This window comes from Nonlabens sp. Asnod2-A12 (genome assembly GCF_045063745.1).
Taxonomy (GTDB): domain Bacteria; phylum Bacteroidota; class Bacteroidia; order Flavobacteriales; family Flavobacteriaceae; genus Nonlabens; species Nonlabens xylanidelens.
This window is the reverse complement of the sequence record NZ_JBEFOB010000003.1, coordinates 1,561,470-1,573,806: the sequence shown is the minus strand read 5'-3', so window position 1 is coordinate 1,573,806 and position 12,337 is coordinate 1,561,470. Positions and strand designations below refer to the sequence as shown.

At 34.4% G+C, this 12,337-nt stretch carries 12 protein-coding genes; 6 read left to right on the top strand and 6 right to left on the bottom strand.

Features of this window, described 5'->3' with window-relative positions; translation table 11 throughout:
• The first annotated feature begins 48 nt into the window (after nt 1–48).
• From ACJJVJ_RS07295 to ACJJVJ_RS07285, 3 genes are all read left to right on the top strand, one after another.
• Nucleotides 49–459: a DUF4293 domain-containing protein gene (locus ACJJVJ_RS07295; protein WP_104516039.1), complete on the top strand. Its 411-nt coding sequence runs from the start codon at nt 49–51 to the stop codon at nt 457–459.
• 198 nt (nt 460–657) lie between these two features.
• Nucleotides 658–1,410 carry a LytR/AlgR family response regulator transcription factor gene (locus ACJJVJ_RS07290; RefSeq protein WP_405369724.1) on the top strand — a complete coding sequence of 251 codons (753 nt, stop codon included), beginning with the start codon at nt 658–660 and terminating at the stop codon, nt 1,408–1,410.
• The gene (locus tag ACJJVJ_RS07285; RefSeq protein WP_405369723.1) at nt 1,400–4,348 is read left to right on the top strand and encodes a histidine kinase; all 2,949 of its coding nucleotides are present in this window, start codon (nt 1,400–1,402) and stop codon (nt 4,346–4,348) included. The genes ACJJVJ_RS07290 and ACJJVJ_RS07285 overlap by 11 nt, the downstream gene beginning before the upstream one ends.
• A 246-nt stretch (nt 4,349–4,594) precedes the next feature.
• On the opposite strand, the gene ACJJVJ_RS07280 is transcribed toward ACJJVJ_RS07285, so the two are convergent.
• Nucleotides 4,595–5,083 (bottom strand): metallophosphoesterase family protein, encoded by a 489-nt coding sequence (locus tag ACJJVJ_RS07280; RefSeq protein WP_405369722.1) that lies wholly within the window; start codon nt 5,081–5,083, stop codon nt 4,595–4,597.
• A gap of 94 nt (nt 5,084–5,177) precedes the next feature.
• Here ACJJVJ_RS07280 and truA point away from each other — a divergent pair, with 94 nt between their 5' ends.
• The 3 genes from truA to ACJJVJ_RS07265 are packed head-to-tail and all read left to right on the top strand — an operon-like array spanning nt 5,178 to nt 8,175.
• Complete coding sequence (truA, locus tag ACJJVJ_RS07275; RefSeq protein WP_405369721.1) at nt 5,178–5,933, top strand: tRNA pseudouridine(38-40) synthase TruA; 756 nt, start codon at nt 5,178–5,180, stop codon at nt 5,931–5,933.
• Entirely contained in the window at nt 5,933–6,394 is a 462-nt protein-coding gene (locus ACJJVJ_RS07270) for a hypothetical protein (RefSeq protein ID WP_405369720.1), read from the top strand. The genes truA and ACJJVJ_RS07270 overlap by 1 nt, the downstream gene beginning before the upstream one ends.
• 2 nt (nt 6,395–6,396) lie before the next feature.
• Entirely contained in the window at nt 6,397–8,175 is a 1,779-nt protein-coding gene (locus tag ACJJVJ_RS07265; protein WP_405369719.1) for an ABC transporter ATP-binding protein, read from the top strand.
• On the opposite strand, the gene ACJJVJ_RS07260 is transcribed toward ACJJVJ_RS07265, so the two are convergent.
• The 5 genes from ACJJVJ_RS07260 to folP all read right to left on the bottom strand — a co-directional run bounded on the left by ACJJVJ_RS07260 (nt 8,172) and on the right by folP (nt 12,300).
• Nucleotides 8,172–8,894, bottom strand: a complete 723-nt coding sequence (locus tag ACJJVJ_RS07260) for a DUF3667 domain-containing protein (RefSeq protein ID WP_405369718.1) — start codon at nt 8,892–8,894, stop codon at nt 8,172–8,174. The two genes, ACJJVJ_RS07265 and ACJJVJ_RS07260, sit on opposite strands and share 4 nt — an antisense overlap.
• A gap of 128 nt (nt 8,895–9,022) precedes the next feature.
• On the bottom strand, nt 9,023–9,865 hold the full coding sequence (locus ACJJVJ_RS07255; protein WP_405369717.1) for a DUF3667 domain-containing protein: 843 nt from the start codon (nt 9,863–9,865) through the stop codon (nt 9,023–9,025).
• A 6-nt stretch (nt 9,866–9,871) separates the two neighbouring features.
• Complete coding sequence (locus ACJJVJ_RS07250; protein WP_405369716.1) at nt 9,872–10,678, bottom strand: DUF3667 domain-containing protein; 807 nt, start codon at nt 10,676–10,678, stop codon at nt 9,872–9,874.
• Complete coding sequence (cdaA, locus tag ACJJVJ_RS07245) at nt 10,678–11,454, bottom strand: diadenylate cyclase CdaA (RefSeq protein WP_104516049.1); 777 nt, start codon at nt 11,452–11,454, stop codon at nt 10,678–10,680. Before cdaA ends, ACJJVJ_RS07250 begins: the two co-directional genes overlap by 1 nt.
• Before the next feature lie 15 nt (nt 11,455–11,469).
• Nucleotides 11,470–12,300 carry a dihydropteroate synthase gene (gene folP, locus ACJJVJ_RS07240; RefSeq protein ID WP_405369715.1) on the bottom strand — a complete coding sequence of 277 codons (831 nt, stop codon included), beginning with the start codon at nt 12,298–12,300 and terminating at the stop codon, nt 11,470–11,472.
• Between the last annotated feature and the right edge of the window lie 37 nt (nt 12,301–12,337).

The following is a 12,337-nucleotide window of genomic DNA, read 5'->3' as shown; positions in this document are numbered from 1 at the left end:
TTTGCTTGTTATGTTCTATTTTTGCTTTGCTTTTGAAAAATAGCAGTAATGATACAACGCATACAGACCATTTATTTACTTCTAGCCGCAATAGTCTCTGGTGGACTTATTTGGGTAGTAGAGCATTTTAACGATGGAGAAGGAAATGAGTTTGTAGGTATGGATGAAAGTTTGTACTTTGGTATCTTTACAGTGAGCGCGTTAATGTCGGTAGTTGCGATGTTTTTATTTAAAAACAGACAGTTGCAAACAGTGGTTAACCGTTTAAACTTGTTGTTAAACCTTTTTATACTAGGTGTTTACGTATATCGAGCGCTAATGATGTCTGGAGAAACGGCGGTTTCTGAGAAAGGCATTGGGATGTTCATTCCTATCCTATCTATCGTTTTACTTGTCTTGGCTAACAAGGCAATAAGAAAGGATGAACAGCTTGTAAAATCTGCTGATCGATTACGATAAACGCAATAAACTTAGTAATATTAGTGAAGAAACCTGCAGGGCGCCACCTTGCAGGTTTTTGTTTTTTAGGGTTTTATCTGTTCCGCTTTCGCGAAAGCGAATCTTAAATAAACATTTTTTAAAGAATTGTGATTCTAGATTAAAATAAACAACAAGCAATAGGTAATGTTTAATCCCTCTTTTTGCTACATTTAAAGCATGATAAACGTTATAATCATTGATGACGAATCTCACGGAAGGTCATTGCTCCATAATTTATTAGAAAATGAACTGGGCGATCAATACCAGCTTAAAGAAAGTTGCTCTTCTGTAAAAGAAGGTGTTAAGGCTATACAACAGCATAAGGTAGATCTAGTGTTTCTAGATATTCAAATGCCAGAAGAAGACGGTTTTGAATTGTTTAATTATTTTGAGAATATAGATTTTGAAATCATCTTTGTTACTGCTTTTGATCAATATGCGATCAAAGCTTTTCAATGCAGTGCATTGCATTATTTGTTGAAACCGATAGATCCTGTGCAGCTGCATGAGGCAATTGAGAGGTACAAAAAGTCTAAGGAGAATAAAAAAGCCATACTCAAAAAATTTGACGTCTTTGCAGAGTATATAGAAGGACAACAAGAGAAAAAACGTATTGTTTTTAATACTACTACAGGCTTTGAAGTAGTAGTTATTAAAGAACTAGTACATATTGCTGCCGAGGGTAATTACAGTCAATTATATTTTAAGGATGGTAGTAATAAGTTGGTTACTAGTTCGCTTAAGGGAATAGAAGATTGTCTGCCAGATTCTTATTTTCTTAGAATCCACCACGGACACATTATTAATTTAAACGCGGTGGAAAAATTTACTAAAACAGATCGTGAGGTTACCCTAATTAATGGGGATACTCTAAAAGTAGCAGAGCGAAAGTTGAAATTATTCTTAAGCCGCATCAGTGATGCAATTTAATTTTCTGATTTTTTTATTCTTTACTATAAGTGTCTTAGGGCAAAGGCATCCATCTGTTTCTTATACAGAGCAAAATGTGTTGCCTAATAATGCGGTGCGCTGCCTTTTTAAATCGGATGACGGTGCATTGTGGATAGGTACTGATAATGGGCTAGTGCGCAAGTATAATAATCAGTTTACTACCTATTATAAAGAAGATGGACTTGCACAAAATAACATTTGGGCGGTTGCACAAAGTAAGGATCGTACCTTGTGGATGGGTAGTTATGGAAAAGGGTTATCTACTTATAGAAAAGGTGTCATTAAGGAGTATGAGTATAATGATCAATTAGTACATCTAGAGGTGACTCAATTAATGATTCATGAATCCTATTTGTATGTAGGAACTAGTAACGGTGTCGCCATCATCAATATTAAAAATGGTAAACTGGTTAAAAACTTAAAACCTAAAATGTCTTTTGAGGATAGTTTTAGGATTCAAGATTTTTTCTTGATAGAAAATGAGGTGTATGCGGTAAGTTATTTACAAGGGGTGTTTAAGGTTCAAGAAAATGGCGCGACCTTTAATCTGTTTCAAATTACAGATGCAAAAGAACTTTATGCGGCACAAATATATCGTGGACAGTTGTTTTTAAGTGGTAAAGAATTCTATAAAAAAATAAATCTAGATAGCGTTGTACAGCCAGGTATTTATAAAAAGGCCTTAAAAATAGAAAGTTCTATCCTTTGGGATTATGAAGTGGCTGATAATTTATTTTATGCAGCGTCTTGGGGTATTTATCAAAACGATGGAGGGATATATAAATGGGAGAACGGAAGTTTTAAGAATAAGAACAAGGATTATGGAGTGGAAAGCACGCAAGTAACTAGTTTACAATATGACCAAGAGGTAGACCGCTTATTTATAGGGACACTAGATCATGGGTTGTATGAAGTTTACTTGAATGAAACTATACGTTTTGAAAGTGTACCACACGGGAGTGTGATAGATCTAGCACATCTAGAAGAAATTAATGCTTATTTATTTAATGATGGTTTAGAAATAGGGGAGACTTCTATAAATGCATCTAGGTTTAAAGAATGGCAATCAGAATTTGTAAAAAATCATCCTGAGCAATTGCCAAAGCATAAAGACTTTTTCTATGAATTAGATTACGATACACCTGCTACAAACATCGTTTTTTATAGTCTGAAAACGAATAACAATGAGTTTTGGATTAATACTTCTATAGGTTTATATGTATTTAGTAAAAAGGCAGAGTTAGTTAGGTATATGCCGTTACATACTCTAGAGTTTAATTTTACAGATTCAGGTGATTTAATAGAGACTAATTTTTATCATGGCTCACGAGTTTATGATAAGTTAGAGCCGTTATCGTATACATATTTTGATAATGTGGCCGATGTGAATAACCCTGGGCATGTGGTAGGTAGCGTACAACAAAAGGATAAAACGTATTTCACATCTATATTTAGTGGGTTGTATGCTTATAAAAATGGTGTATTCACTTCGTATGTGAAAAATGAGTTGTGGCAAGAAAAGCGCTTGCGACACATTACTAGATTGGATAAAGATCGATTAGCGATTTCTAATGAAGATGGTGATGTTTTTATAGTGGAAGACACAATACCTATTCGTGTTAAAAAGATCAGCCGTAATTATAAACACGGTAATACTATTAATTTTCTTAGTTCATATAAAGGTAGGCTTATAATAGGCACCTCAAAAGGTGTTGTGTTGTACAAAGATGGCGTAGAGATTTTTATAGATAAAGAACAAGGCTTAGATGATAAAGTAACCAGTTGTATGGTAAAAAATGATACTTTATTTTTAGGTAGTGGTCACGGGCTATTTAAAGTAGCGTTATTAGATGTTTTAAATAAGCCAAATAGAGTAAAAAGCTTAAAAATTATAGATTTTAAAGTGAATGGTGTAGTACAGCAGCCATTGAGAATGAAACAGTCCAGCCTGGATTATAATCAAAACTCCATACAGTTAACACTTGCTACCAATCAACATCCATTTCCAGAAAAATTACAGTACAGTTATCGAATTAATGAGGACGAAGACTGGATTTCCATAAAAGGATCTGTAATTAATTTGCCTTATTTACAGCCTGCTTTTTATGATATTCAAGTAAAGATAGAAGACGCATCTACTGGTGCTATATTTCAAAAATCTGTAATTAATTTTATTGTTAACGATCCTTTTTATCAAAGTACTTGGTTTATAATTTTATGTTTTAGCATTGTTATAGGAATTTTATACACGTACTTCAGCTTAAAGCGAAAAGGTGCAAAACAACTGTCAGAAGAGAGAGAAGCTATTACTAAGCGTGTAGAAGAAGTGAAATTAGAGGCGCTATTATCGCAAATGAATCCGCATTTTGTTTTTAATTCACTTAATTCTGTACAGTATTTTATCAGTAATAATGAGAACGATCGTGCAATGAAGTACTTAGGGACTTTTGCAGGATTGATGAGGGCCAATTTAAATAATAGTACCAGGCAGTTTATAGCTCTAGAAGAAGAAATAGCATACTTGAAGAGCTATACTCAATTAGAAAATGCACGTTTTGACGATCGTATTTCTATCCTTTTTAATATCGATAAAGAGCTGTCGTTATCTCAAGTTAGTATTCCCAATATGGTGTTGCAGCCATTTGTCGAAAATGTATTTGTACATGCATTTCCATCTAGAATAGAATCTCCTAATTTAGAAATAGAATTCTCAAAAATAGATGAAGATCATTACCGTTGTGTAGTAAAGGATAATGGTATAGGAAACGCAAGCTTTACAAAAAATAAGCATCATGTTTCTAAGGGAATGCAACTTGTCCAAGAACGCTTATCATTTTTAGGATACGACCCTGAAAAAGCGCTTAGAATCCTTCATACTAGTAAAGGAACAACTATAACACTTGATTTAGAGCTGTAACAGTTATTTAATAATCACCTACAGTTATGTAATGGGCTGGATTTTATAAAACCATTAAGTTAACTTTATTTCTGTAAGATTTTTGTTGATTTCAACCTTGTGTTTTTTTAACAAGAATTGAATTACGAAAAGAGTTTTTTATTGAAACACACAACCGGCCAAAACAAAAATTAGGGGTAATATTTTAAAGTTGGTTTGTGTGAAAAACTGGAAGCTTTGCTTCCAGTTTTTTTTTGCTTCATACTATTATCGATCTTTTTCTATAACTTCTAGATTTGAAATCTTTCCATCATTTATTTCAAATCGCAACATGGTACGTTTTTTATGAAATCCATGCATTCCTATCGCACCAGGATTCATGTGTAAGCATTGAATCTTTTTATCCATAATTACTTTTAAAATATGGCTATGCCCACAAATAAAAACCTGTGGCGGTTTTGCATATAGTTCTTCTCGTATTTTGGGATTGTACCTTCCAGGATAACCACCTATATGAGTGATCCATATATCCATACCTTCACAAATAAATCTATTGTTTAAAGGGAACTGCATTCTCGCTTTATCGTCGTCTATATTTCCATAAACAGCACGCAGTGGTTTTAATGCAGCAATTTGATCCGTAACGTTTAGATCTCCTATATCACCAGCATGCCACACCTCGTCAGCTTGTTTTATGTATTTGATTATAAAATCATCTATATGACTGTGCGTGTCAGAAAGGAGTAATATTTTCATATTGCAAATTTAATAAGCAAATAGCTATGGTTAATTTCAATTCTCGTGTGATTTCAGAATCAATTTCAAATTCATTCCACTTATCTTTGTGGCGATGCAAGATAAACCACGTTATTTTATAGAGTTAGCCTATGATGGTACAGCCTATCACGGCTGGCAACGACAGCCCCAAAGTATTTCTGTACAAGAGGTGCTAGAAGATGGTTTGCAAAAAATGCTGCGTGAGAAAATTGCCATTCAAGGCGCAGGAAGAACAGATGCTGGTGTGCATGCCGCATATATGGTTGCTCACTTTGTATTTGATGGAGAAATAGATATCGAGCATTTAGTATATCGACTTAATAGATGGTTGCCTAAAGATATAGCCGTTTATGACATAAAACCAGTTACCGACAAAGCACATGCACGGTTCCATGCTTATAAACGTTCTTATGAATATCATTTTCTTTTGAGGCCTAATCCATTTGATGTAAATCAGGCTTACGTGTTATTTAGAAAGCCAGATTTTGAATTGATGCAAAAAGCGGCAGATATTCTTCTAGAATATAAAGATTTTGAGTGTTTCTCAAGAACTAATACCGACGTGAATACCTTCATTTGCGACCTTACAGAAGCGCGTTTTGAATTTAAAGAACACAAGGTGATTTTTCATATCACGGCAAATAGATTTTTACGTAACATGGTAAGAGCAGTAGTAGGGACATTGCTAGATGTAGGTTACGGTAAAAAAACGGTAGAAGACATGCATGAAATTATTGCTTCAAAAAATAGAAGCAATGCAGGAGCAAGTGCGCCGGCAGCAGGTTTATTTCTTACACAAATTCATTACCCTAAAGAGTTGTTTTTATAATGGGAAAGATCCTTTATAAAGAAACTCAAAAATTTGACCAGTGGTGGCTGTGGTTAATTGTATTAAGTTTATTTATAATTCCTTTTTTACAATTTAACTGGTCAGAAGATCTTTTAGATCAACTTACTACTGATAAAATTATCCCAAGTATTTTACCTGTTGTCATTTTGGTTTTATTTTTAACACTTAAAATGACTACGGTTATTACTGACGAGAAAATTACAGTGATTTATAGTCCGTTAGTAAAAAAAGAATTTTATTGGAGAGATCTAGATAAGGCGCAGGTCATTGACTATGGTTTTATAGGTGGCTGGGGTATTAGACTTTGGACCTCTTATGGTACAGTTTATAATGTAAGAGGCTCAAAAGGTCTACACATAAAAACAGCTAGTAACCAGTATGTAATTGGTACACAAAAAGAAAAAGAATTACGTTCTACAATAGAACATTTATTGAAATAAATATGGCATCTACAACAGGTAATGCATTTAACATGTCTCTTTTTAGAAGACTACTTTCTTATACTAAGCCTTATAAGCTTACTTTTTACTTTGTAGCGTTAAGTGCAATTCTCATTGCAGTAGTTGCTATAGGAATGCCTTATTTAATAAAGGTTTCCATAGATGAACATATCATACCTCGTCAGTTTGACGGTTTTACAACTGTTATAGGCATGATGACAGCCGTTCTAATTATAGACGTTTTACTACAGCTCAGCTTTATTTATTATGCAAACTGGTTGGGACAGCAGGTGATAAGAGATTTACGTGTAAAACTCTTTACTCACATGATGGGCTTTAAGATGCAGTATTTTGATAAAAGTGCTGTAGGTAAATTAGTTACTAGAGCGGTGAGTGATATAGAAACTATAGCGAGTATTTTTTCTCAAGGATTGTTTGTCATCATTTCTGATTTGTTGAAAATGGTGGTTGTTCTTGGTTTCATGGCCTATTCTAGTTGGAAACTGACCTTAATAGCGTTAATAGTCATGCCTTTTATATTGTATGCCACTCGTGTATTTCAAAAAGCTATGAAAGTTGCTTTTGAAGAAGTGCGTACTCAAGTAAGTAATTTGAACTCTTTTGTGCAAGAACGTGTTACTGGTATGAAAATCGTACAAATCTTCAATCGTGAAAAGGTAGAGTATGAGCAGTTTAAAGAGATTAATGATAAGCATAGAAATGCGTGGGTAAAAACGGTATGGTACAACTCCATTTTCTTTCCTATTGCAGAGATGGCTTCTAGCATAACCATAGGTCTAATAGTTTATATAGGTGTGGTCATGAATCTAGGTGCAGAAGCTACAACTGTGGCTGTAGAAATAGGTACTATCGTCATGTTCATTGATCTATCACAAAAATTATTTAGACCATTACGCCAGATAGCAGATAAGTTCAATACCCTACAAATGGGAATGGTAGCCGCAAATCGTGTTTTTGCTATTCTAGATACAGAATCTCAAATAGAAGATCAAGGAGATCTAGTGGCTGCGCATCTTAAAGGTGATATAGAGTTTAAAAATGTAGACTTTAGCTATGTAGATAACGAGCTCGTTTTAAAGAACCTTAGTTTTAAAGTTGCCTCTGGTGAGACCGTTGCAATAGTAGGAGCTACTGGTGCAGGAAAATCTACCATCATCAACCTTCTTTCTCGTTTTTATGAAATTAATAGTGGAGAGATTTTGATAGATTCCGCTTCCGCGAAAGCGTACCAGTTATCATCTCTTAGATCACAAATAGCTGTGGTGCTACAAGACGTATTCTTGTTTGCAGATACTATTTTGAATAATATCACATTACAGAATCCAGATATAACAGAAGACGATGTCATCAAGGCAGCTCAAAAAATAGGGGTGCATGATTTTATAATGACCTTGCCTAATGGATACCATTACAATGTAAAAGAAAGAGGAGTGATGCTTAGTTCTGGACAGCGACAGTTAATAGCCTTTTTAAGAGCTTATGTTTCTAACCCAAGTATCTTAATTCTAGACGAGGCAACAAGTTCTGTAGACGCATACAGCGAGCAATTGATACAAGATGCGACAGACATTATTACCAAAGGACGCACTTCTATAGTAATTGCACATAGACTCGCAACCATCAAAAAAGCAGATAAAATTATCGTGATGGATGCAGGAGAGATAGTAGAAATAGGCTCGCACAGCGAGTTACTTCAAAAAGAAAATGGTTATTACAAGAATCTTTATGAAGTGCAGTTTTTACAGCAAGAGGTGGCTTAGACCACACCAGTAGCTCCAAGAATAATACCTATTAATATACTCAGTATACCAAGTATAATACCTACAACTATCATGAGTGTTATACTTACTATAACAGAGATAAGGGCTTTTAAAATTAAAGATTGATTATCCAGGTTAAAACACCTTTTGTAACAATATATAATATAAATAATCAGTAAAGGAAACCCAACAAACCCTACATACATAACTGCCTGAGGGAAAATAAGTACGGTTATAATGGTAAAAGGAGTTGTCACAATTACAGAGTGGCCATATGCATACATGTAGAAAACCATCTGTTCAGTAAAATTAAAATAGCGTTTTCCCCACAAGCTAATTCTAGCTATTAAGGCCAGAAAAGGAATAGTGAGTAATAAAAAGAATCCTTGAAAATCAAATGCGTATTTCCCAAATCCTTCATTAAATTTATTGGTCATTTCCATCTGTTCGGCACTGTAATTCATTTGAGAATAAACCTCTTGTTGTGATGCTAGAATTTGATCAAAAGCTCCAGTGTTTTTTAAAATAAAGCTGTAAATACCAGTGACAAAAAGAGCTAATAATAAATATCTCATCGCATCCATATAGTTAACACGACGTCCATTCATATAACCTAATATGACAGCTTCTGGTTTCTTAAATAAGTCTATAAAAGTTCTAAAAAACTTAGTGTCTAGACCCAAGTACATATCAGTAAAATCGTGAGTTACCTGTTTCATGGTAATGCGATTTTCCAACCATTTTGCACCACAATGTGAACAGAAATTCTGTTCCAAGTATATCATTTGAGAGCAGTTTTTACAATTTCTTTCCATAGATTTTTAACTTCTAGACGATAACTGGTTTTTTATTTTTGAGGTAAAAAGGCGCTTAAATCATAGCCCAAAACTTTATCTGCAATAAGCAATGTTATAATTGTTAATATTATCAATAAGAAAAAAATAAGAATCGCCATTACACTTAATACTAATACAGCAATTAGCGATTTTAAAATAGTTGTTTGAAGATCTAACTGAAAACATTTTTTATAACAATAAGCATTGTATATAAACATTATAGGATAGGTCATGAAAGACCAATACGTAAATACTTCTGGACTTATCCACAAGAGAATTAAACTGATAGGAGTTGTTGCAATGGTAATTTGCGCAAAGGTGTATAGATAAAAAACAATTTGCTCTGTAAAATTAAAATAGCGTTTTCCCCAAAAAGTAATACGACCTATAAGCGCTAGTAATGGAATACTAGACAATGTTATTATTCCTAAATAATCAAAAATAACGTCAGATGTTTTTCTTTGAAACTCTATCATATTTGCATCATTTCCATGACTTCCTTGCCGTGCCCAGCCACTTTGAAAATCTTGTAGGTATTGATCCAGTGCTCCAGAGCTGCGCATGATAAACATATAGATTCCTGTAACAAACAAAGCTAGTAACATGTATCTCACCGCATCCATATAATTAACACGGCGTCCATTCATATAGCCTAGTATGACCGCTTCTGGTTTTCTAAAAAGATCTAGAAACGTACGTGCAAATTTAGTGTCTATACCTATGTACATATCGACAAAATCGTTACCTACCTGCTTCATTGTAATGCGATTTTCTATCCATTTTGCTCCACAACCAGAGCAATGAGATTTCCCTGCATAAATAAGGTCGGCACAGTTTTTACAATTTCTTTCCATAGATTTTTAATGAGCAGCAGCTGTATTGAGTAGGTCTGAGTTGAAGAAGAATAAGAGAGCAACTGCAATAATAATTACAATGATCATTAAAATAGCAGAGATAACGTTGAATACGATAATTGCAAGCAGTCCTTTTAAAACAGTTTGTTGTACATCTAGTTTAAAGCACCTTTTATAATACCAGGCGACTTGTAAAAAAATTAAAGGCGTCAGTCCTAATGATACGATTTGATAAGGAATGTCAAAACCAATCATAAGAGGCGTGGCCAGAAAAGTAACTATGTTAACAAGGCCAAATACATAAACGTATAAAATCAAATGCTCAGTAAGATTGTATTTTCTAATATCTAAGAAGACTATATAACCTGATAACGCATAGGCCGGTAAGAAAAATGTAGTAAAAGCACCTATGTAGTCATAAAAAAAATCTGTAAAATTTTCTAAGCTTTGACCGGTATTATTTTGAACATTTGTTATTTCGGCTACATTCATCCCTAAAGTGTCTGGTGCAAAATGCCTTAATAAAAAAATTTGTAAACCTACTAGAGATAAACTGATTAAGTAAAAGTTAATGGGGTTTACATATTTCTTGCGTTGGCCACTTATATAGCCATTTATTACATCTTCAGGATAGCGCAGTAAACCTAAAATGGTAACTAGAAAAACATTGTCAGTTCCTAAATATCGATTAGATAACTCGGCTGTTATTTTACGAGGGGTTAATCTATATTCTACCCATTTAGAACCACAATGCGAGCAATAATTTTGTTGCGCATAAAGTAATTTTTTACAGTTTTTACAATTACGTTCCATTAAGCGAGGTGAGATTTGATTTTGGCAGCTAGTTCATCTGTGTCAGTATATGATTCAAACTCGCCTTCATGAACAAGAGATATTTGACCAGTTTCTTCACTTACTATTAATGCGATAGCACTACTTCTTTCAGTTAAACCTAAAGCCGCTCTGTGTCGCAAACCAAAACGTTGAGGTATCTTTCTGTTTTCAGATACAGGTAATATCACTCGTGTAGCTGTAATCTTATTACCTTCTACTATCATCGCGCCATCGTGTAGCGTACTGTTCTTATAGAAAATACTTTGTATGATAGAAGAGTTTACTAAAATGTCTTGATCGTCTCCAGTGTTTTTAACAAATTCTAAAGAGCCATCTCTCTTAATACCTATTAATGCGCCAGTTTTAGTAGAGCTCATTTTTTTACAAGCTTTAACGATCTCATCCACAACCATATGATTGTTGTCTTGTTCTTCTTGAAAAATGCGTAGTTGTTTAAAAAATCGCCTGCGAGAAGTGAATTTTGTAGAACCTAGCATTAAAAGAAAACGTCTTATTTCTTGTTGAAATACCACTATTAGAGCAACCACACCAGCACCAGTAACAGCGCCTAATGCCTGACTCAACATTTCCATTTTCATGAAAACCGTTAATTGATAAATCAAGTAGATAATAAAAATTCCTATAAAAATATTGAGCGCTGCGGTACCTTTAACCAGGCGGTATAAGTAAAAGACCACAGCTGCGACTAGCAGTATGTCTATTAAATCTATTATTCTAAATCCAGGAAGTTCCATGTAGCTAAAATATAATTAATTTACCGTTAACTGGTTATACAACGCTATAGTTTCCATCGCTTCTTTAACATCGTGCACACGTAAAATTTTTGCGCCTTTCATTAAACACACCATGTTTAGGGCTGTTGTTCCATTTAGAGATTCTTGTGCGGTGCTATCAAGGGTTTTGTAAATCATTGATTTACGAGATATTCCAGCTAGAATAGGTAGTCTGTGAGCTTTTAAAAGATCTAGGTCAGAGAGCAATTCAAAATTTTGTTGGGTAGATTTTGCAAAACCAAAACCTGGATCTATAATTAGGTCATTAATTCCGCAAGCTCTTGCAGCAGCAACACGTTCAGAAAAATAACGATTTATTTCTACCACCATATTTTCATAATCGGTCATGGTTTTCATGGTTTGTGGAGTACCACGCATGTGCATCATGATGTAGGGGATTTTGGCTTTTCCCACAGTTTGTAACGTGTTTTCAGATAAAAGACCAGCGCTTATATCGTTCACGATAGTCGCTCCGTGATTAATAGCCTTTTCTATTACGCTTTCGCGAAAGCTGTCACAACTTAAACCTTTAATATCAAAACGAGCTGTTATCAAATCAAGAACTGGGAGAACTCGAGATAACTCTTCTTCTACAGAGATGTCCGTACCATCTGGTCTGGAGCTGTAGCCACCTACATCTATAAATGTGGCGCCAGCATCTAGCATGGTTTCTACTTGGTTTAAAATAGCAGCGTCATTTTTAAGCCTGCCGCCATCATAAAAAGAGTCTGGTGTGCAGTTCACAATACCCATGGTGTGAGGTGTAGAAAGGTCGATTAGTGTGCCCGTGCAATTTATAGTCGCCATGAAATATGGTTAATTGAGTTTTAAATGCGAAATTTAC